The 19094-nt window shown below is 66.3% G+C and carries 23 protein-coding genes and 1 tRNA gene; 7 read left to right on the top strand and 17 right to left on the bottom strand.

Translation table 11 applies throughout. The features are described from left to right. Nucleotides 1-33: 33 nt before the first annotated feature. Nucleotides 34-987, bottom strand: coding sequence for a LysR substrate-binding domain-containing protein (locus WS95_RS24370; protein ID WP_059826772.1), 954 nt, complete (start codon nt 985-987; stop codon nt 34-36). Between the two features lie 163 nt (nt 988-1150). Here WS95_RS24370 and WS95_RS24365 point away from each other — a divergent pair, with 163 nt between their 5' ends. Beyond that, entirely contained in the window at nt 1151-2572 is a 1422-nt protein-coding gene (locus WS95_RS24365; RefSeq protein WP_059826590.1) for a M20 family metallopeptidase, read from the top strand. Nucleotides 2573-2606: 34 nt separating this feature from the next. After that, the gene (locus tag WS95_RS24360; RefSeq protein ID WP_059785604.1) at nt 2607-3893 is read left to right on the top strand and encodes an MFS transporter; all 1287 of its coding nucleotides are present in this window, start codon (nt 2607-2609) and stop codon (nt 3891-3893) included. A gap of 77 nt (nt 3894-3970) precedes the next feature. Here WS95_RS24360 and WS95_RS24355 read toward each other — a convergent pair whose 3' ends face one another. Both WS95_RS24355 and WS95_RS24350 read right to left on the bottom strand, forming a co-directional pair. Next, the gene (locus tag WS95_RS24355) at nt 3971-5023 is read right to left on the bottom strand and encodes an NADP(H)-dependent aldo-keto reductase (protein WP_059785601.1); all 1053 of its coding nucleotides are present in this window, start codon (nt 5021-5023) and stop codon (nt 3971-3973) included. A gap of 149 nt (nt 5024-5172) precedes the next feature. Continuing rightward, the gene (locus WS95_RS24350; protein WP_006484216.1) at nt 5173-5610 is read right to left on the bottom strand and encodes a PaaI family thioesterase; all 438 of its coding nucleotides are present in this window, start codon (nt 5608-5610) and stop codon (nt 5173-5175) included. 187 nt (nt 5611-5797) lie between these two features. Between WS95_RS24350 and WS95_RS24345 the strand changes: the two genes are divergently transcribed. Together WS95_RS24345 and WS95_RS24340 are read left to right on the top strand one after the other, a co-directional pair. Next, a complete protein-coding gene (locus WS95_RS24345) occupies nt 5798-6286 on the top strand; it encodes a winged helix-turn-helix transcriptional regulator (RefSeq protein ID WP_034207235.1) in 489 nt (162 codons plus the stop codon). A gap of 349 nt (nt 6287-6635) precedes the next feature. Then, nucleotides 6636-7259 (top strand): phospholipase D family nuclease, encoded by a 624-nt coding sequence (locus tag WS95_RS24340; protein ID WP_027784365.1) that lies wholly within the window; start codon nt 6636-6638, stop codon nt 7257-7259. 150 nt (nt 7260-7409) lie between these two features. On the opposite strand, the gene WS95_RS24335 is transcribed toward WS95_RS24340, so the two are convergent. Beyond that, nucleotides 7410-7637 (bottom strand): hypothetical protein, encoded by a 228-nt coding sequence (locus tag WS95_RS24335; RefSeq protein ID WP_059785598.1) that lies wholly within the window; start codon nt 7635-7637, stop codon nt 7410-7412. Nucleotides 7638-7901: 264 nt separating this feature from the next. Here WS95_RS24335 and WS95_RS24330 point away from each other — a divergent pair, with 264 nt between their 5' ends. Continuing rightward, nucleotides 7902-8873: a GGDEF domain-containing protein gene (locus tag WS95_RS24330; protein WP_059785594.1), complete on the top strand. Its 972-nt coding sequence runs from the start codon at nt 7902-7904 to the stop codon at nt 8871-8873. A gap of 78 nt (nt 8874-8951) precedes the next feature. Here WS95_RS24330 and WS95_RS24325 read toward each other — a convergent pair whose 3' ends face one another. The 4 genes from WS95_RS24325 to WS95_RS24315 form a co-directional block, all read right to left on the bottom strand. After that, nucleotides 8952-9425 (bottom strand): VOC family protein, encoded by a 474-nt coding sequence (locus WS95_RS24325; RefSeq protein ID WP_034207232.1) that lies wholly within the window; start codon nt 9423-9425, stop codon nt 8952-8954. Nucleotides 9426-9583: 158 nt separating this feature from the next. Continuing rightward, entirely contained in the window at nt 9584-10120 is a 537-nt protein-coding gene (locus WS95_RS24320) for a hypothetical protein (RefSeq protein WP_034207231.1), read from the bottom strand. A gap of 103 nt (nt 10121-10223) precedes the next feature. Then, nucleotides 10224-10472, bottom strand: a complete 249-nt coding sequence (locus WS95_RS36055; protein WP_082747008.1) for a hypothetical protein — start codon at nt 10470-10472, stop codon at nt 10224-10226. A gap of 40 nt (nt 10473-10512) precedes the next feature. Further along, entirely contained in the window at nt 10513-10821 is a 309-nt protein-coding gene (locus tag WS95_RS24315) for a hypothetical protein (protein WP_034207896.1), read from the bottom strand. Nucleotides 10822-11004: 183 nt separating this feature from the next. Here WS95_RS24315 and WS95_RS24310 point away from each other — a divergent pair, with 183 nt between their 5' ends. After that, the gene (locus tag WS95_RS24310; protein ID WP_034207230.1) at nt 11005-11748 is read left to right on the top strand and encodes a DUF695 domain-containing protein; all 744 of its coding nucleotides are present in this window, start codon (nt 11005-11007) and stop codon (nt 11746-11748) included. A gap of 665 nt (nt 11749-12413) precedes the next feature. Here the strand turns inward: WS95_RS24310 and WS95_RS24305 are convergent. Beyond that, complete coding sequence (locus tag WS95_RS24305) at nt 12414-12809, bottom strand: hypothetical protein (RefSeq protein WP_059826588.1); 396 nt, start codon at nt 12807-12809, stop codon at nt 12414-12416. 287 nt (nt 12810-13096) lie between these two features. Between WS95_RS24305 and WS95_RS24300 the strand changes: the two genes are divergently transcribed. Continuing rightward, a complete protein-coding gene (locus WS95_RS24300) occupies nt 13097-13561 on the top strand; it encodes a plasmid fertility inhibition factor family protein (RefSeq protein WP_059785576.1) in 465 nt (154 codons plus the stop codon). Between the two features lie 95 nt (nt 13562-13656). Here WS95_RS24300 and WS95_RS24295 read toward each other — a convergent pair whose 3' ends face one another. From WS95_RS24295 to ssuC, 8 genes are all read right to left on the bottom strand, one after another. Further along, nucleotides 13657-14172: a GNAT family N-acetyltransferase gene (locus WS95_RS24295; protein ID WP_034207228.1), complete on the bottom strand. Its 516-nt coding sequence runs from the start codon at nt 14170-14172 to the stop codon at nt 13657-13659. Nucleotides 14173-15145: 973 nt separating this feature from the next. Further along, nucleotides 15146-15221: transfer RNA gene (locus WS95_RS24290), tRNA-His, on the bottom strand. Between the two features lie 54 nt (nt 15222-15275). Next, nucleotides 15276-16262 carry a tRNA dihydrouridine(20/20a) synthase DusA gene (gene dusA, locus WS95_RS24285; protein WP_034207178.1) on the bottom strand — a complete coding sequence of 329 codons (987 nt, stop codon included), beginning with the start codon at nt 16260-16262 and terminating at the stop codon, nt 15276-15278. Between the two features lie 128 nt (nt 16263-16390). Beyond that, nucleotides 16391-16636, bottom strand: a complete 246-nt coding sequence (locus WS95_RS24280) for a hypothetical protein (protein WP_059826585.1) — start codon at nt 16634-16636, stop codon at nt 16391-16393. Between the two features lie 55 nt (nt 16637-16691). After that, complete coding sequence (locus tag WS95_RS24275; protein WP_034207176.1) at nt 16692-16889, bottom strand: hypothetical protein; 198 nt, start codon at nt 16887-16889, stop codon at nt 16692-16694. Between the two features lie 148 nt (nt 16890-17037). Then, a complete protein-coding gene (locus WS95_RS24270; RefSeq protein ID WP_006476104.1) occupies nt 17038-17253 on the bottom strand; it encodes a TOBE domain-containing protein in 216 nt (71 codons plus the stop codon). A 57-nt stretch (nt 17254-17310) separates the two neighbouring features. Next, the gene (locus WS95_RS24265) at nt 17311-18270 is read right to left on the bottom strand and encodes an ATP-binding cassette domain-containing protein (protein WP_059826584.1); all 960 of its coding nucleotides are present in this window, start codon (nt 18268-18270) and stop codon (nt 17311-17313) included. Beyond that, nucleotides 18267-19079: an aliphatic sulfonate ABC transporter permease SsuC gene (gene ssuC, locus WS95_RS24260; RefSeq protein WP_059785563.1), complete on the bottom strand. Its 813-nt coding sequence runs from the start codon at nt 19077-19079 to the stop codon at nt 18267-18269. The genes WS95_RS24265 and ssuC overlap by 4 nt, the downstream gene beginning before the upstream one ends. Nucleotides 19080-19094 lie beyond the last annotated feature (15 nt).

The following is a 19094-nucleotide window of genomic DNA, read 5'->3' as shown; positions in this document are numbered from 1 at the left end:
GGAGCCGCACGGGCACGGAAGGCGGATTGACGATTATCTCACGGGCCGGCGTCCCGAGCCTCGCGCGGCGGTCGGCGGCGGCGAGGCGGCCTGCATCGCGTCGATCAGATGGTCGCGGAACGCGCGCACCGATGCGGGCAGATCGCGCCCCGCCATCGTCTGCACCTGGATGCTGCGTTCGCGCAATTGCGGGTTCGTCACGGGCACGACGACGAAGCCGTCCGCATCGGAGCGATCGCGCACCGACAACAGCCCGGTGAACATCACCGCGCCCGTGCGCCGCGCGTAGCCGTACATCGCCGCGGTGTTGTTGCTCGTCAGTTCGGGCTCGAGCAGCAACCCGTCGAGCGCGCACGCGATGTCGATCAACTGGCGCACCGTCGTGCCGGCCTCGGGCAGCACGTGCGCGTGCCGCGCGACGTCGGCGAGCGACACCGCCTCGCGCGCCGCGAGCGGATGATCGTGCCGGACCAGCGCAAAGACCGGCGCGCGCTCGGTGTGGTCGACGCGCACGCCCTTCTCCGGCGCGAGGCTGAAGGTCAATGCGATGTCCGCATCGCCGTCGCGCACGCGCCGGGTCGCGTCCGCCGGCGACACGACCCACACGATGAAATCGACGCCCGGGTGGCGCGCCTTGAAGCTCGCGAGCACGCCGGGCAGGAAATCGATCGCGAACCCCTCCGAGCACGCGATCTTCAGCAGGCTGCCGTGCAGCGCGTCGAGCCCGCCGATGTCCTTCATCACGTGCTCGGCCTCCAGCAGGCTGCGCTGCGCGAACGCCAGCAGCCGCTCGCCGGCCTCCGACAGCGCCATCCCGCGCGGTCGCCGCTCGAACAGCGGCGCGCCGAGCTCGCTCTCCAGCTTCGCGATCTGACGGCTGATCGCCGACACGGCCACGTGCAGCCGCGCGGACGCGTCGCTGATCGAGCCGGTACGCGCCACCTCGACGAAATATCGCAACGCCACACCATGCAGGAAAGCCGCCATCGTTCTGTCTCCGCGCCGCATCCGGTCGCGCTGCTTTGCCTTTTCGGCAAAGAAAGGTTCGAAATTCGATCATTGTGACAAAAAAACCGGCTTTCTAGAATCGATCGCACTTCACGTTGCGAGCACGGCCCCGCGCGCAGCGAACCCTCGGAGGAGACACGATTTGAGCCGTACCGCCGCCATCCAGCACGCACTGAACCAGTTCGAATCCGGTGCATTCTTCACGACCCTGAGCCGCCGCGTCGGCCTGCGCACCGAAAGCCAGGAAAGCGGCAGCGGCGCCGCGCTGCGCGCCTACCTGACCGACGAGATCGCGCCCGAGGCCGCCCGCCTCGGTTTCACGTCGCGAATCGTCGACAACCCGGTCGACGGCGGCGGCCCGTTCCTGCTCGCGTCGCGCCACGAAGACGACGCGCTGCCGACCGTGCTGATCTACGGCCACGGCGACGTCGTGCGCGGCTACGACGCGCAGTGGCGCGCGCCGCTGTCGCCGTGGACGCTGACGGCCGACGGCGACCGCTGGTACGGCCGCGGCAGCGCCGACAACAAGGGGCAGCACTCGATCAACCTGGCCGCGCTGGCGAGCGTGCTCGATGCGCGCGGCGGCCGGCTCGGCTTCAACGCGAAGCTGCTGATCGAGATGGGCGAGGAAACCGGGTCGCCGGGCCTCGACGCGCTGTGCCGCCGGGAACGCGACGCGCTCGCGGCCGACGTGCTGATCGCGTCCGACGGCCCGCGCATCGCCGCCGCGCGCCCGACGGTATTCCTCGGCTCGCGCGGCGCGGTCAACTTCAAGCTGAGCCTGCGCGCCCGCGACGGCGCGCATCACTCCGGCAACTGGGGCGGACTGCTGCGCAATCCGGCGATCGTGCTCGCGCATGCGCTCGCGAGCCTCGTCGACGCGCGCGGCGCGATTCGCGTCGCGGGGCTGCGCCCGCCGCCGATCCCGGCTGCCGTGCGCGACGCGCTCGCCGATCTCACCGTCGGCGGCGGCCCCGGCGACCCGGCGCTCGACGCCGACTGGGGCGAGCCCGGCCTGTCCGCCGCCGAGCGCGTATTCGGCTGGAACACGTTCGAGATTCTCGCGTTCAAGGCCGGCAACCCGGAGCATCCCGTCAACGCGATCCCGCCCGCCGCGTATGCGCACTGCCAGTTGCGCTTCGTCGTCGGCACCGACTGGGAAGCGCTGCATGCGCATCTGCGCGCGCATCTCGATGCGCACGGCTTCACCGACATCGAGATCGACGTCGACCGCGGCGCACCGGCGACGCGCGTGCCGCCGGACGATCCGTGGGTCCGCTGGGCCGTCGCGTCGCTCGCGCGCACCACCGGCAAGAAGCCCGCGATCCTGCCGAATCTCGGCGGCACGCTGCCGAACGAGGTGTTTGCCGACACGCTCGGGCTGCCGACGCTGTGGGTGCCGCACTCGTACCCGGCGTGCTCGCAGCACGCGCCCGACGAGCATCTGCTCGCGAGCGTCGTCAGCGAGGGGCTGCAGATGATGGCCGGCCTCTTCTGGGATCTCGGCGACGACGCGCCGCCCGTTCGCCGCGCGGCAGCCGCCGCAGCCGGCGCCGCCCTGTAACGCGCTTCGCCCCTTTCACGGGACTGCACACACGATGAATACGACCACCCTGACCTCGCAGGACGCCGCGCGCCCCAGCGCCGCGAAGATCCGCCGCATCATCTTCGCGGCGTCGATCGGCAACGCGCTCGAATGGTTCGACCTGATCGTCTACGGCTTCTTCGCGGTCACGATCGCCAAGCTGTTCTTCCCCGCCACGAGCGAAGCGACGTCGCTGATGCTGACGCTCGGCACGTTCGGGCTGTCCTACCTGATTCGGCCGATCGGCGGCTTCGTGCTCGGCGCGTACGCGGACCGCGCGGGCCGCAAGGCGTCGCTGCTGCTGTCGATCGCGATGATGATGGCCGGCACGCTGCTGATCGCGCTGATGCCGACCTACGCGTCGATCGGCATTCTCGCGCCGCTCGGGATCATGCTGTCGCGGCTGATGCAGGGCTTTTCCGCGGGCGGGGAATTCGCGAGTTCGACCGCGTTTCTCGTCGAGCATGCGCCGCAGCGGCGCGGCTTCATGTCGAGCTGGCAGTTCGCGAGCCAAGGCCTCGCGACGTTGCTCGCGTCGGGCTTCGGCGCGCTGCTGACGGCCACGCTGAGTTCCGCGCAACTCGAAAGCTGGGGCTGGCGCGTGCCGTTCCTGTTCGGCCTCGCGATCGGCCCGGTCGGGCTGTACATCCGCCGCTACGTCGACGAAGGCGTCGAATTCAAGACGCAGGCGCGCTCCGACGCGCCGGTGCGTGAGCTGTTCGCGCACCAGAAGTTGCGGCTGCTGTTGTCGATCGGCGCGCTCGTGATCTCGACCGCGATCAACTACATGATCCTGTACATGCCGACCTACGCGATCAAGCAGCTCGGGCTGCCGGCCTCGACGGGATTCGCGGCGACGCTCGCGACCGGCTTCGTGCTGACGCTCGTCACGCCGGTCGTCGGCCATCTGTCCGACCGCACCGGGCGGATCCGCATGATGGCGGTCGCCGCCGTGCTGATGCTCGTGACCGTGTGGCCGACGTTCGCATGGCTCACACGCCACGCGTCGTTCGCGACGATGCTCGCCGCACTGGTGTGGATCGGTGCGCTCAAGGCGATGTATTGCGGCGCGCTGCCGGCGCTGATGGCCGAACTGTTCCCGTCGCAAACCCGCGCCACCGGGCTCGCGGTCAGCTACAACACCGGCGTCACGCTGTTCGGCGGCTTCGCGCCGTTCGTCATCACCTGGCTGATCGACGCGACCGGCAACCGGCTGTCGCCGGCGCTCTATCTGATCGGGTGCGCGCTACTGAGCCTCGCCGCGCTGTTCGTCGCGCGCACGCGGCTGAAGATGCGCTGACGCGAGAAACGGCGGCGCAGCCATGCGCCGCCGACACGGCCCGTCGCGGCATCGCTGCCGCGCGGGACGCGCGCCGTTTACGGCGCCGGATTCGGCTGCCGTTCGTGCAATGCGTCGATCTCGGCGAGGATCTCGTCGGACAGCGTCACGTCGATGCTGCCGATGTTCTCCTTCAACTGTTCGAGCGACGTCGCGCCGACCAGATTGCTGCGCACGAACGGGCGGCTGTTGACGAACGCGAGCGCCAGTTGCGCGGGCGACAGCCCGTGACGCCGCGCGAGCGCGACGTAACGCGACGTCGCCTCGACGGCCTGCGGCTTGCTGTAGCGCTGGAAGCGTTCGAACAGCGTGATGCGCGCGCCGGCCGGACGCGCGCCGTTCTCGTACTTGCCGGACAGCCAGCCGAACGCGAGCGGCGAATACGCGAGCAGGCCGACGCCGTCGCGATGCGTGAATTCCGACAGCCCGTTTTCGAACGTTCGGTTCAGCAGGCTGTACGGATTCTGGATGCTCGCGATGCGCGGCAACCCGAGCCGCTCGGCCGCGCGCAGGAACTGCGCGACACCCCACGGCGTTTCGTTCGACACGCCGATCGCGCGCACCTTGCCGGCCTTCACGAATTCCGCGAGCACGCCGAGCGTTTCCTCGATCGGCACCGTGTACGCGTCGTCGACCCACGGATACGCGGGACGGCCGAACGTGGTCGTGCTGCGATCGGGCCAGTGCAGTTGGTAGAGATCGACGTAGTCGGTCTGCAGGCGCTTGAGGCTGCCATCGAGCGCTTCGGTCAGGTTCTTGCGGTCGAACTGGTTGCCCTCGCCGCGAATGTGGCGCGGATTGTGCGGCTGCCGCGCCGGCCCCGCGATCTTCGTCGCGAGCACGATGCGATCGCGCTGCGCGCGATGCTGCGCGATCCAGGTGCCGATGTATTGCTCGGTGCGGCCCTGCGTGTCGGGCTTCGGCGGCACCGGATACATCTCCGCGGCGTCGATCAGCGTCACGCCCTGCCCGAGCGCATAGTCGATCTGCTCGTGCGCGTCGCGCTCCGAATTCTGCTCGCCCCACGTCATCGTGCCGAGACCGATCAGGCTGACCTCGATGCCCGAATCGCCGAGTGTGCGGTATTCCATGCTGTTCCTGTCGCGTCGGTGGAAAGCAGGAACGCTATCACATCGAAGCGGTTGCTTCAGGCGGGCGCCGCGCACGCTTACAAGCGGCTTTTGGGCGGCCCGGCGCGCTCACGCGCCTGCTGCCCGGACGACGGTGCGGCCGCCCGCCGTCACTGCGGCCGCTGGATGAAGCAGGTCGCGGACGCATGCGCGACGATCTTGTCGTCCGGCGTCTTCAGCGTGCCCTCCGCGACGCCCAGCGAACGCGACAGGTGAATCACACGCCCTTCCGCGATCAGGTCGACGTCGCGCGGCACGGGCCGCAGCATCTTCACGTGCAGATCGACGGTACCGTAACCGACGCCCGCGTCGAGCATCGAATGCACCGCGCACCCGGTGACGGAATCGAGCACCGTCGCGGCGAACCCGCCGTGCACGCCGCCCAGCGGATTCAGGTGGCGGCCATCCGCCCGCGCCGAAAACTTCACGTAGCCGAGCTCGACGTCGAGCGGACGCATTGGGATCGTCTCCGAAATCGACGCAAGAGGCGCGTCGCCCGACACGGCGGCACGCAGCAGATCCAGGCCAGACAGGGAAAGCGGATTCATCGGGTTGTCTCCGGGTTGAAAGCGCGTCGCCGCGCGAGTAAGTTCTAAATTGGAACTCATTATTGGCAGCGACACCGGTCGTTGTCAACGCGGCTGCGCCCATTGCGACCGAAGGCGGGTTCTATAATCGAACCCGCTATGTCGCTGAACCGCCGCAAGACCGCCGCAAGAGGCAAGAGACTCGACGATGAAATGGGATGACATCGGCACGCTGAACTGTTCGGTCGCGCGCACGCTCGCCGTGCTCGGTGACCGCTGGACCATGCTGATCCTGCGCAACGCCTTCCTCGGCTGCCGCCGCTTCGATGCATTCCAGGCCCAGCTCGGCCTGACGCGCCACGTGCTGGCCGAACGGCTGGCGCGGCTCGTCGACGAAGGCGTGCTCGTCAAGCGCGCGTATCAGGAACGCCCGCCGCGCTTCGAATACCGGCTGACGGAAAAAGGCCGCGACCTCTACCCGGCGCTGCTCGCGCTGATGGCATGGGGCGATCGCTGGAAGGACGACGGCCAGGGGCCGCCGGTGCAATTGCGACACCGGACCTGCGGCCAGCTGATGCACGCGGTGACCGTATGCTCGGCCTGTGGCGAGCCGCTCGACGCGCACGACGTGCAGCCCGAGCCTGGACCAGGATGGGTCGCGCCCGACGAGGCCGACGCGTCTGCCGCCACGGATTGACGATGCATTGCGCGCGGATGTCCGTCAGACGCGCCCATTGCACGCACGCTTCGGCGACAGGCCGCATGGGGGGCGAGCCCGCCCGACCGAGGGCACGCATTGTTCGCACACGCGTATCCTGCAACGGCGAATGCAATCGCATGCCATCGCCGGCGCTGTCCGCTGTCCGTTGACCACTGTCCGTTGACCGCCCCGCTCGCATACACGAGTTGCACAACGCAACTTCGCGTCACCCTCACCGCCCCTGCCGATCACCGCGCGGCCCCTCGCTTCGCATCCGTACGTGACCGGGCCGCCACGCGTGCGTTACACTCACGGCCCGCTGTCTCGAAATTATTCGCTGTCCAAGATGTTGTCGCGCAATCGCCTCGCTGCCGCCTGTCTCGCCGCTTCCCTGCTCGCCACACCCTTCGCCGCCTTCGGCAAGACGCAAAGCGAATCGCTGCTCCAGCAAGCGATCGATCTCGTGTCGCGATGGTTGCCGGCCCCCACTCACGAAGCACCCGCGACGCAGGTCGTCGAATCGGCGTTCTCGCCCGACGGCGGCGCCGAAGCGCTCGTGCTGAAAGCGATCGGGGCGGCGCGCAGCTCGATCCGGGTCGCCGCCTACTCGTTCACGTCGCCGCCCGTCGCGCGCGCACTGCTTGCCGCCAAGCGCCGCGGCGTGAATGTCGCGGTGGTCGTCGACGACAAGGGCAACCGCGCGAAGAGCAGCAAGCAGGCGCTGAACCTGCTCGTCAACGCGGGCATCCCGACGCGCACGATCGACGCCTATGCGATCCATCACGACAAGTACCTCGTGATCGACGCCGAGCACGTCGAAACGGGTTCGTTCAACTACAGCGCGTCGGCGGCCAGCCGCAATTCCGAGAACGTCGTCGTGGTCTGGAACAATCCGCAACTCGCGTCGCGCTACCTCACGCACTGGCAAAGCCGCTTCGACCAGGGCACGCCGTACCGCTCCAGCTACTGACGCGCGACACGCGCGTTCGCCCGGCGCTCGACCGTTCGCAATTTTGCCGCCGCGTGACAGATGATCGGCGAGCATCGCGCGATGTTCAATTCGGCCAGATGGCCAGCATGCCGGCTCACGAAGCGCCCATCACGCACGACGCCGCCACGTTCAATGGATTTCGGGCAACCGCCCGGTCGCTGCGCCGGCATGCGCGCCCGACACGCAGCGGTTCGCGTGCCCGTCCGCATCGCTCGCCGAATTCGCCGGCAAGCCGTGCTCGTCCATCGGCAGCACGCTGCGCACGCATCCGGTGCTGAACATCAGCGTGTTCTGAACCAGCGGGTAAAGGAGATACAGCGCAAACGCGAGATAGCCCGCGTACAGAATTCGAACCATGGTGCGATGGGATGCGATGAACGATTGGACTCGTCCTGTTTACGGCATCGCGACGCACACCTTGAGGTATCGCTTGTGGGACTCCGTATCGGAACGAAACACGGGCCGATGACACCCGCTTCTCACGGCATCTTCGCCGGCACTCACGCGGCCGGCCGCCGCAGCCGCAAGACGGGCAGCGTGGCGATGCATCGAGGAATGCGCGATACTTGCTCGACGTATGATCCATGACCGGCCCGACGGCCGGGACAAGAGACAAGGCCCATGCAAATCGCACCGAAACCGACCGACGAGGCGGCCCGGCTCGATACGCTTCGTTCGCTCTCGATCCTCGATACACCGCCCGAAGAACGCTTCGACCGCCTGACGCGTCTCGCGCGACGGCTGTTCGACGTACCGATCGCCCTCGTCAGCCTCGTCGACGAGAATCGCCAGTGGTTCAAGAGTCATGCGGGACTCGACGCCACGCAGACGCCGCGCGACGTGTCGTTCTGCGCGCATGCGCTGCTCGCGGGCGATACGATGGTGATCCAGGATGCACTGAACGACGATCGCTTCCACGACAACCCCCTCGTCACCGGCATGCCCGGCATCCGCTTCTACGCGGGCCGGCCGCTCACCGCACCGAACGGCGCCCCCATCGGCACGCTATGCCTGATCGACACGCGGCCCCGCTCGCTCGAACCCGACGAACTCGCACTCCTCGGCGACCTCGCCCACATGACCGAGCGCGAGATCGCCGCACTGCATTTCGCGACCACCGACGAGCTCACCCAGTTGACGAACCGGCGCGGCTTCGAGATTCTCGCCCGCCATGTGCTGAGCCTGTGCGATCGCGTCGGCCGTCACGCCGTGCTGCTGTTCTTCGACCTGAACGATTTCAAGGCGATCAACGATCGCTTCGGCCATGCCGAAGGCGATCGCGCGCTGAAGGCGTTCGCCGAAACGTTGACGGACGCGCTGCGCGACAGCGACGTCATCGCGCGACTCGGCGGCGACGAGTTCGTCGCGCTGTTGAGCGCCACCGATCCGGCCGACGTCGCCGAGCCCGTCGAACGCGTGACGCAGGCGCTCGCGCAGCGCAATGCCGCCGATGCTCGCGGCTACGCGATCCGTTTCAGCGTCGGACACGTTGCCTACGATCCCGCACGCCATCGCACCGTCGCCGACCTGCTCGCATCGGCCGATCGCCGGATGTACGAACACAAGCAGCGCGGCAAGACGGCCGGCGCATGACCGCGAACGAGCCGGGCCGGCGTGGCGCAATCCGGCTGCCGCGCCGTCGCTCGGCCGCGGTCGTGCCGGGACGTCGGTTCAGCTTCCGCACGGCGGCGCACTAGCCATTGCGTCCGCGATCTGCTCGGGCGTCAGGTCGCGCTGATGCGTCGCCAGCGACCAGCGATGCCCGAACGGATCCTCGACCTGCCCGTAACGATCGCCCCAGAACATGTCGGCGGCGGGAATCGTGATCGTCGCACCGGCCTCGACCGCCTTCGCGATCGCTGCATCGGTGTCCGGCACGTACAGATGCAGACAGACGGGCGTGCCTTTCAGCGCCTTCGGGCCCAGCGCACCGTGCTCGGGCATTTCATCCACCAGCATCAGCGTCGAATCGCCGATCGCAAGGCACGCATGCGCGAGCCGGCCGTCGGGCATCGCGAGGCGAAACTGTTCGGTCGCGCCGAATGCACGCGTGTAGAAGTCGATGGCTGCGGCCGCGCCTGCACAGATCAGATGCGGGGTCAGCGTGCGCATCCCTTCCGGGATCGGCTTGACGGGCGTGGACATGGTGTCGCTCCTTCAGTCGGTTGTCGTATCGAAAATCGGGACGGACGCACGATGCGCACGCCTCCGATGCTACGACGGACGACTCCCACGGAAATCGACACGACATACGGAATTTTTTTGTTTGGCCGAGCCACCGGCGCACCGGGCGCCCGGCCTCGTCAGCCGGTTCGCGCAGCCTGCTCGTCCGGCTCGCCGAACCGGCGGCGGCAGGCCTCCAGCAACTCGGCCACCGCGTCGAGCGGAAGATCGACGAACCGGGCGATCGGCAGCATCACGCCACCCGGCACCTTCGTGCGCGACGAATGAACGGAGAACTGATAGCCGATGTAATGATGACCGGCGACGCGGACGATCCGGAATTCCGTGACGTCACGCCACCGCGTGACAGGCTTTTCGCGGGCGGAACCGATCAGCCGGAAGCCCGTCTCGTCGATCTGCAGCGCCATCTTGCGCCGCGACGAGACGAACAACGCGGCGCTGGACAGCCCCAGCAGCGCGGCCAGCGCCCCCACCGGCCAGAGCGTCGGGGCGGCCACATAACCGCACAGGCTCGCCGCAGCCAGCCCCGCGCACGCGATCGCCCTGCTTTTCAGGCTTCGGCCGTCGACTGCCAGCGTGATCGGTAACGAGCCGGTGACCGTTCCCGCGACGGGATCGACGTGCCAGCCGGAATCCGTCGTTTCGCGTATGTTCATTGCACGCTGGCCCGTGTCGACGGCCGCCGCGCCAGCGACGCGGGCGACATGCCGGGATTCCGGTCACGTTTGCGCGAATCACGCGCGATTGCGCCGACGTCGGTCAATTGCATACCTTGACCGTGCCGTTGGTCGTGCATTGACCGACGGCCCAGTGGCTCTGCCCCGCCAGATGAGGCGCGGGGCCCATGCCGCGGATCGGCGCGGCCGGCGGCGAAGACGCGGGGACGGTCGCCGACGCGGTCTCGGGCGACGGTTGCAGGGGCGACGGCCCTGACGCGGTCTGACAGGCGGCAAGCGCCGAACAAAGCGCGAATGCCAGCGAGGCGATGGCGGATCTGGGCATGGTCATGGGCGCGTTCGCGCGATTCGTTTCGGGGACCGGCTCGCAGTCAGATTTGCGGCAGATCGCGCAACGTGCGCGACTCGCTGGTTGCATCGATGTCGAGCTCGATGCCTTCGGACGCGTCGCGATACAGCACGCGCTTCAGCCTGGGCCCGATTGCAGTGGTGTCCGATGCCGAGAAGATCGCGCGGACATCGCTGCCGGACGCGAGTGCGCGCGCCACGTCCGCCACCGGGGCCTCGCTGGGCGCCGCCGCCCACGAACGATCGACCGGGTTCACGGCCGCCCAGCGCACGTGCGTCACGCGCGCGCTGCGCGGATCGATTCGGACACCATTCACCGCGAACGTCGACATCGGCATCTCCTTTGAGTTCTTGCGGCCCGCCGCATGCATGCTGCGGGCTGCGAACGGCCCGGACCTCGCCTGCGCGGCGTGCACGGCCCGCGATCATCTGCGCGGCTCCGGCCAACGCGATTTTCGATGATACATTGGGACGCTTTGCATCCGTCAACAGACAATCGTGTACGGGAGAAACACATGAGCGACGCCTGGGGAACCTTCCCTGCCAGAATGGGCGACCATCAGGCTTTCATCAGCTTCAACCACGACTTTGCGGAAATCGCGGATGGCGATCCGCGCACGTCGCTGCTCAGCGTGCGCGTTCCCTTCGCGCATCCGTCGCCCGACGGTCTGCCGACCGGCGACGAATTCGCCGATCTCGCAAAGATCGAGGACCTGCTCGACGCCGCGATCGCCGCGAAGGACGGCGTGCAAGTCGGCCGCATCACCGTCGACGGCAACCGCGATTTTCTTTTCTACGTGCCGTTCGACGAAGCGGCGGCCGCGGAGATCGTCGACTCGCTGGCCGACCAGACGACCTATGCGCTTCAGTACGCCCATCAGGACGACCCGGACAAGACGACGTACTGGCAGACGCTCTACCCGACCGACGACGACTGGCAGATCATGCGCGACATGCGCACGCTGGAGGCGCTGCGGCAGCAAGGCGACGTCCCCGACGTGAGCCGGCGCGTGATGCACTGGGCGTACTTCCCCGACCCGAGCGACGCACACCAGTTCGCGGACTGGGCCGAAGCGAAAGGCTATCCGGTCGAATCGGTCGCGCCGACCGAAGACGGCAAGTCGGCGGTGCGGTTTTCGCACGAAGGGACGATGGCCCTCGCCGATATCACGCGCCATACGATCGCGCTCAATCGCGAGGTGCGCGCACTCGGCGGCAATTACGATGGATGGGAAACCAGCGTCGAACAGGCGGGCTGAGCGGCGCGCGATGCGACGTCACGCATGCGACAAAAAACATCCCGGCAGCGTTGTTGCGCGCTGCCGGGATCAAGGCATCGCCGGCAAAAACCGGCGATGGGCCTGAGGGTTCGCTCAGGCACGAGGAAAGCAATTCGTACGGATCGGGCGAACGGATGTCGGAGTGCGAACGCGTGCCGTCGCGCAGTCCGCCGAACGCCTGTCCGGATCCGCCGACGCAACTTTCCGGCGTCGGGGGGCAAAAAGCCCCCGCTCCTGCGCGAGCGAGCGGGGAAATGGTTGACCGGGCCGGGGAAGAACGGTCAACCGGTCAAATTGTGATCTCGGGTCGCGCGGCGGTCTGTGCGGCAACTCACCCTTTAGTGACAACGCGACGACAACCGGCATGCTCGCGTGCCGGCGAATACCGTCATGATTCAAGCGCGACGCACTGCTTGCCGCCCTCGTCAACGAAAAGCCGAGAGACAACGTTTGCCTTTTCATCTCGGCGTTTTATTTTTTAATCAAGTCGCTTTTTCAGGCCCAAAGGCGCAGCTTCCAGTAAATCGCAAGTATTGTCAAAGCAGGATTATTCTATTTTTTCGCACGATGCGATTTCCGCCTCGTTTTTTCGTGCGGAATTTCTTGTGCGCAATGATCTGCGTCATGAAAATACGAGTTCGTCGCTACAACGAGCCGTTGGAAAACCAGTCGGCAACCAGATCGATCCAGTCGAGATTGCTGACGATTTCAATAGCAGCGCCGCCGACGATGTCGGCTGTCGACGAATCTGCCGCCACCGCGCCGGTTGCCACCGCGCTCATCTTCGCAATCTCGGTCGATGCGACGGGCCTCGATTCGGCAAGCCGCTCCAGCCAGTCAACGATATTGGCGCGCGCGTCCGCCTCGTCGGCGAAATCGTTTCGCTCGAGAAAACGATCGAATACGATCCACGCGAGTGTCTTGCTTCGCACCTCGGATTCGAGTTGCCTGTCGACGACGACGGTACGGCCGGACTCGGCGATTTCGAGCGTCGCCGTGAAGCAGTAATCCAGATATTCGATCTCGAGTTTCGACGACATGGCTTCTTCGCTCAATGCGCTCTCTCATTTTTCACGATGTCCGGCGTGCTTCGCGACACCGTGTGAATCTTGCGTGAATTTCGCGCAGGGTTTCATTCTCGCCGGCAGTATTGCGATATTCTCGCAACCTGTCGATATGGATCGTCAACCCATGATCGTTCCCATTCTTTTTGTCGATTGAGCCGTAAGTCGCTCCATTTTCCTATTTTTGGTATCGAACTGCTGTACAGCCGTCCGCGCTGCTAAACTCGAATCACGAGGGCCGCTTGCGCCACCAGGGGAAATCAATGACGCTCGCTCACGCACGACAAGGCGGCGTAGATGTCTGGATCGTCCAGCTTCCCGGGCACGCGCCCTATGCCTACACGCACCTCAAGCGGGTATTTTCGTCCGACGACTCTCGACATCGGGTCGTGACGGTCGACTTGAAGAAACTGCTGACCTGCGCCGACCGCGACACCACCGACTATGTGCTGCCGTCGGTTCAGTATTGGGCACCCGGCAAGGCCGCGGGCATTCGCGAATTCCTCGATCCGGACCGGGACCGGATTCCGGACATGCCGTTCATCACGTTTCGCGAGATGAGAACGCGAACGCTGCTCGGCATTCCCGGCCTGTCGAAAATCGGCGTCGCGTCGTTCCGTAACGGCCAGCATCGTGCGCGCTATCTCGCCTATGCCGGTGCGACGATCTTGCCTGTCGAAATCCACGAAACCGAAGCCGATTTGCTTGTCCGGTATTGCGGCGAATGATCGCGCAGTCCGTTCGGATTTCACCGGCCGCGATGCCGTAGCGGGCCGACCGCGGCTGCACGCGCGTGCGTGGCACGCCGACGCCGGCAACGCGTTCAAGCCTGGATCGCATAAATCCGGTCGACCACTTCCGTCCGGCCGATGCGGCTCGTTTCGACACCGGCCAATTGCCAGCCGTTGTGTTCGTAGAACCCGATCGCACGCACGTTGCCCTCCAGCACCTGCAGATGGACCTTGTCCACGCCGATCGACCGCGCCCATGCGCGAACCGCTTCGATCATGCGCTTGCCCGTGCCGCCGCCATGATGCGACGGATGAACGTGCAGGCAGTCAAGCAACACACCCAGCGCCGGATCGACGGGGCGCTCGGCACTGACGAAGCCGACCGGCTCGCCATTCGATTCGGCGATCAGCACGAAGCCCCAGTCGCGCGCGTTGCGATCGAAATACTTGCGCCAACGAATCGCATGCTCGGTCGGCGCCTCGTCGGACAGATAGGTGGCCGGAAGGATGTGGCTATAAGCGGTTTGCCAGCTCAGCGTGTGCAGGCGAGCAATGTGGTTCGCGTCGTGCGCCGTCGCGGCGCGCAGTGTGGTCCGGGTGTCCGGCATCGGTAGCAACTCCTCGTGCTCGTTCTCTCGATCGGCATGTGTCGTCGCAAAATATACCGTGCTTTGCGGGAGGCATTTCGCAGGGGCTCGTCGTCGGAAGGTCGGCACGCGGCAAAAAAAATCCCGACGCCTTCTCCGGTCGTCGGGATCGAACGGCCCTGCAAAGCATGAGGGCACGAGGAAGGTCATACATTACACGCGTGTAAGACTGTTGCGCTTTGTCGGTTTGCGCCAAGCCCCTGTTCGATTCCGCCAATCGGCGGGTTGCGAACGCCGTAAACGAAAAAAGCCTGCTCGCGTTTTACGCGAGCAGGCAAGAAAACGGATCAGCATTCGAGGCACGAGGGCTGTCCAGGCAAGATAACGGCACGGCGCGCAGGAACCTTAGGCAGAAAGGAAGCGTCGCGGGCAAACTGATACGAACCGTTGTCGGTGCAACGACACGGAAACGCGATATGAAGTACGCGCGCGGTCTCGTCGCCATGTCCGTCATCCACAACGGGGATACCAGACAAGCGGTGCGATCGGTCGATACCACGCACGATCGCACACCCGATTTCGACTCCCGCCCGCCTCGCTTCGCGCGACGGTCTGATATTCGGCATCGAAGTCATATCGCCGAGGCGACTCGATTCCGTTTGTGCGAACTCGAACGTTCGCCATCCACGTGCCGCCGACTGCCGGCTGCACGAACGCGACGATGATTTCGTAACCGTCGAATTCATCGCTACGGCATTCGATTGTCTTGCGTATAGGGCGTCCGCTTTCATGCGCCTGATGCTGCTGTCGCGCAGTGCGCTTTAGCGCTATCGGTCTTTTGAAGCGCGAGGCCGAGAGGGTATCGCGGTTGATTCATTGAATACGGCGCGCCACTTCGTTAAAGACGCCGTGACCAAAACACACCGCGGCTGTGTCCGAACGCCAGAAAGCAAAAAGCCCGGTTCAATGAACCGGGCTTTTTGCTTGAATTCGTTGGGGTGGCTGATGGGACTCGAACCCACGACGACAGGAATCACAATCCTGGACTCTACCAACTGAGCTACAGCCACCACTGATACTGCTTGCTTCGTTTCGCTGTTTTGTTTCAGCAGCGAAGAACAAGATTATACGAACACTTTTGAATCTTGCAAAGCCTTTTTTTCAAAAATTTCTTCGGCTTCGTTCAGATGCGCACGTGCCTCGTCGAACACGGCCAGATCGCCGCGCGCGAGCTTCTTGTTGTCCGACAGCACACGACGCCAGCCACGCGCGCCCGGCATGCCGCGATACAGCCCGAGTGCGTGCCGCACGATCGCGCCGAGGTAGGTGCCGCGCTTCAGCTCGGCCGCGCAATACGCGATCAGTTGCGCCTCGGCCTCTTCGCGCGTCGGCACCGCTGCGCTCGATCCGTAAAAGCGCGCATCGACCTCCGCCAGCACGTACGGGTTGTGATAGGCCTCGCGGCCGAGCATCACGCCATCGACGTGCTCGAGATGCTGCTCGACTTCATCGAGCGTCGTGATGCCGCCGTTGATCACGATCTCCAGCGACGGAAAATCGCGCTTCAACCGATACGCATAGTCGTACTTGAGCGGCGGGATCTCGCGATTCTCCTTCGGCGACAACCCCTTCAGGATCGCGTTGCGGGCATGCACGACGAACGTCTCGCAACCGGCCTCGGCCACCGTGCCGACGAAGTCGCGCACGAACGCGTAGTCCTCGACCGCATCGACACCGATCCGGTGCTTGACCGTCACCGGCACCGACACCGCATCGCACATCGCCTTCACGCAGTCGGCAACGAGTTGCGGCTCGTTCATCAGGCATGCGCCGAACGCGCCGCGCTGCACGCGCTCGGACGGACACCCGCAATTCAAGTTGATTTCGTCGTAGCCCCATTGCTCGCCGAGCTTCGCCGCACGCGCGAGATCGTCCCGCTCGCTGCCGCCCAGTTGCAGCGCGATCGGCGATTCGCTCGGCGTGAACGCAAGATGCCGCTGGGCGTCGCCGAACAACAGCGCGCCCGTCGTGATCATCTCCGTATACAGCCACGTGTTGCGCGTCAGCGTGCGGTGAAACGACCGGCAATGACGGTCGGTCCAGTCGAGCATCGGCGCGACGGATACACGGCGGGGAGGAAGCGAGGACGGAACGGACATGGAATCGGGTACAGGCCAGACGGCGCGGAAACAACCGGATATTTTACCGCAATCCTGACCGCCCCCGCCCGACGCGTGCGCTAGCCGTCGCCCAGCTCCGCATCGACCGCCCGGCGTGCCTCGTCGAGCACGCGCTCGATCACGCGCCGCTCGGTCAGCAGCATCCCGTCGACCTTGATCGGCCGCCAGTCGATCCGCACGGCCTCGCCCTGCAGCACGCGATAGTGCGCATGCTCGCCGCCCCAGACCTGCTCGGTCTTCACCTCGATCTCGAAACCGCGGTACGGCTCGCTGAAATCGCCGAGGTCGCTGCCTCTCGGTTCCATCGCACGCTCCGTGACGACGCCGCGCCAGACCGCCCGAGCGGCCGGCGCCGCGCGCTCAATCGTATTCGTCGGACAAGAAAGACCGGCCATCGGCCGTCAGATCGACCCGGTCGGCCGCCGCCAGATAGATCAGCCCGTCATTCAGCAACGCATGGACGACATCGTCGAACACGGGGGGAACCGGCCGGCTGTCGCCGAACTGGTCGATCCATTTCAGCGCCTCGATGGCTTCGGGGGAAAGGATGGGGGTCATGCGTTCGCCTCCGGCATCGGTGTCGTTCCATCCTAGCACTTCGTCCGGGAGTCGAATACCGAGGCAAACGCGCTGCGCGGATGCAAATGCGGCGCCACCGGGCACGTCGCCCACCCCGCAGCGCCGCACCGATGCGCGACGCACGCGCTCAGAGGCGCGCGATCGACACTTCCGTCGACTTCACGAGCGCGACGACTTCGGCGCCGACCTTCAGTTCGAGTTCGTCCACCGAACGGGTGGTGATCACCGACGTGACGATGCCGAACGGCGTCTCGACGTCGACTTCGGAAACCACGGACCCGCGAATGATCTCCTTGACCTTGCCCTTGAACTGGTTCCGTACGTTGATTGCAGTGATGCTCATCGGGATGATCGCTCCGAAGAAAAAAGTCTCAGAACGGGCGGCCGGAGCCGCCCGGAATTAAACGGCCCAGCGGATCTGCCCGACCGGTCGAACCTCGTCTGCTTCCTGCTCCGCATCTTGATCGGCCGTGCCGGGGCCGCCGGCGAGCACGCGCTTCAGCACGCGATCCTCCAGCGCCGCGAATGCGGCCGACGCACGGGCACGCGGCCGCTCGAGCGGCACCGACTGGTCGAGCGCCACGCGCCCCTGCTCGATCAGCAGGATGCGGTCGCCGAGCGCAACGGCCTCCTGCACGTCGTGCGTGACGAGCAGCGCGGTGAACCGGTGCTCGCGCCACAGGCGCTCGATCAGCGCATGCATTTCGATGCGGGTAAGCGCATCGAGTGCGCCGAGCGGCTCGTCGAGCAGCAGCAGTTGCGGCCGGTGCACGAGCGCGCGGGCCAGTGCGACGCGCTGCCGCTGCCCCCCCGACAATTGCGCGGGCCAGTCGTTCGCGCGTTCCAGCAGCCCGACTTCGTCGAGCACCGCGCGGGCCTGGTCGCGCGCACCGCGGCCGAGGCCCAGCATCACGTTCTGCAGCACGGTCTTCCACGGCAGCAGGCGCGCATCCTGATACATGATCCGCGTATCGAGCACGCCGCCGCCCTCGCCGCGCGTCACGAGCGCGCCGCTGCTCGGCTGCTCGAGCCCGGCGACGAGACGCAGCAGCGTCGATTTCCCGCAGCCGCTGCGGCCGACGATCGCGACGAAGCTGCCGCGCGCGATGCCGAGCTCGACGTTGTCGAGTACCGTGCGGGCGCCGAAGCGCTTGCTGACGCCCGACAGCGTGACCGCATCGTCGGGAGCCGGGCCGCCCGCGCGCCGCCGCGCGAGCGGCACGACCGATGCGCCGCCGTCACGTTCGAGGATCGCCGCATCGCGCGCGTCGCCGTCCGCGACGCGGGCCTGCGCCAGCTCGGCCTCCAGGTCTGCGCCGGCGAGCGGGCCGTAGGCGGCCGCCGAAGTCGTCGCATTCATGCCTTTGCTCCTGATTGATAAGCGGGGTGCCAGCGCAGCGTCACGCGTTCGAGCCATTTCGCCAGCACGTCGGCCAACTTGCCAAGCACCGCGTACAGCAGGATGCCGACCACCACCACGTCGGTTTGCAGGAATTCACGTGCGTTCATCGTCATGTAGCCGATGCCCGACTGCGCGGAGATCGTCTCCGCGACGATCAGCATCACCCACATCAGCCCGAGCGCGAAGCGCACGCCGACGAGGATCGACGGCAACGCGCCGGGCAGGATCACGTCGCGGTACAGCGCGAAACCGCGCACGCCGTAGCTCTTCGCCATCTCGATCAGGTTCGCGTCGACCGAACGGATCCCGTGATAGGTATTGATGTAGACGGGGAAGAACACGCCGAGCGCGACGAGGAACAGCTTCGCCTTCTCGTCGATGCCGAACCACAGGATCACGAGCGGGATCATCGCGAGCGCCGGGATGTTGCGGATCATCTGGATCGTCGAGTCGAGCGCGACCTCGGCGGCTTTCGACAGCCCGGTCGCCAGCCCCAGCGCGAGGCCGACGCCGCCGCCGATCGCGAAGCCGAACAGCGCGCGCCACGTGCTCACTTTCACGTTCGCCCACATTTCGCCCGACGTCACGAGCGACCATGCCGCGCGCACGACCGCCACCGGCTCGGGCAGCACGCGGGTCGACAGCCAGCCGGTGCGCGCACCGACTTCCCACGCCACCAGCAACGCGAGCGGCACGAGCCACGGCGCGACGCCGCGCCATGCGCGGGCGGCCACGGCGACACCCGTCGTCGACGTTTTCGTTGTCATCGCAAGCCTCCGTTC

The organism is Burkholderia sp. MSMB1826, from assembly GCF_001526325.1.
GTDB lineage: Bacteria > Pseudomonadota > Gammaproteobacteria > Burkholderiales > Burkholderiaceae > Burkholderia.
The sequence above is the reverse complement of the archived record's forward strand: the minus strand, read 5'-3'. Positions and strand labels throughout refer to the sequence as shown.

Coding starts and splice junctions, on each gene's coding strand:
- WS95_RS24370 (WP_059826772.1), bottom strand. CDS start 987: ATGGCGGCTTTCCTGCATGGTGTGGCGTTGCGATATTTCGTCGAGGTG.
- WS95_RS24330 (WP_059785594.1), top strand. CDS start 7,902: ATGCAAATCGCACCGAAACCGACCGACGAGGCGGCCCGGCTCGATACG.
- dusA (WP_034207178.1), bottom strand. CDS start 16,262: ATGCTCGACTGGACCGACCGTCATTGCCGGTCGTTTCACCGCACGCTG.
- WS95_RS24310 (WP_034207230.1), top strand. CDS start 11,005: ATGAGCGACGCCTGGGGAACCTTCCCTGCCAGAATGGGCGACCATCAG.
- WS95_RS24360 (WP_059785604.1), top strand. CDS start 2,607: ATGAATACGACCACCCTGACCTCGCAGGACGCCGCGCGCCCCAGCGCC.
- ssuC (WP_059785563.1), bottom strand. CDS start 19,079: ATGACAACGAAAACGTCGACGACGGGTGTCGCCGTGGCCGCCCGCGCA.
- WS95_RS24355 (WP_059785601.1), bottom strand. CDS start 5,023: ATGGAATACCGCACACTCGGCGATTCGGGCATCGAGGTCAGCCTGATC.
- WS95_RS24295 (WP_034207228.1), bottom strand. CDS start 14,172: ATGCCGGACACCCGGACCACACTGCGCGCCGCGACGGCGCACGACGCG.
- WS95_RS24265 (WP_059826584.1), bottom strand. CDS start 18,270: ATGAATGCGACGACTTCGGCGGCCGCCTACGGCCCGCTCGCCGGCGCA.
- WS95_RS24345 (WP_034207235.1), top strand. CDS start 5,798: ATGAAATGGGATGACATCGGCACGCTGAACTGTTCGGTCGCGCGCACG.
- WS95_RS24325 (WP_034207232.1), bottom strand. CDS start 9,425: ATGTCCACGCCCGTCAAGCCGATCCCGGAAGGGATGCGCACGCTGACC.
- WS95_RS24340 (WP_027784365.1), top strand. CDS start 6,636: ATGTTGTCGCGCAATCGCCTCGCTGCCGCCTGTCTCGCCGCTTCCCTG.
- WS95_RS36055 (WP_082747008.1), bottom strand. CDS start 10,472: ATGACCATGCCCAGATCCGCCATCGCCTCGCTGGCATTCGCGCTTTGT.
- WS95_RS24320 (WP_034207231.1), bottom strand. CDS start 10,120: ATGAACATACGCGAAACGACGGATTCCGGCTGGCACGTCGATCCCGTC.
- WS95_RS24335 (WP_059785598.1), bottom strand. CDS start 7,637: ATGGTTCGAATTCTGTACGCGGGCTATCTCGCGTTTGCGCTGTATCTC.
- WS95_RS24280 (WP_059826585.1), bottom strand. CDS start 16,636: ATGGAACCGAGAGGCAGCGACCTCGGCGATTTCAGCGAGCCGTACCGC.
- WS95_RS24315 (WP_034207896.1), bottom strand. CDS start 10,821: ATGTCGACGTTCGCGGTGAATGGTGTCCGAATCGATCCGCGCAGCGCG.
- WS95_RS24350 (WP_006484216.1), bottom strand. CDS start 5,610: ATGAATCCGCTTTCCCTGTCTGGCCTGGATCTGCTGCGTGCCGCCGTG.
- WS95_RS24275 (WP_034207176.1), bottom strand. CDS start 16,889: ATGACCCCCATCCTTTCCCCCGAAGCCATCGAGGCGCTGAAATGGATC.
- WS95_RS24300 (WP_059785576.1), top strand. CDS start 13,097: ATGACGCTCGCTCACGCACGACAAGGCGGCGTAGATGTCTGGATCGTC.
- WS95_RS24305 (WP_059826588.1), bottom strand. CDS start 12,809: ATGTCGTCGAAACTCGAGATCGAATATCTGGATTACTGCTTCACGGCG.
- WS95_RS24270 (WP_006476104.1), bottom strand. CDS start 17,253: ATGAGCATCACTGCAATCAACGTACGGAACCAGTTCAAGGGCAAGGTC.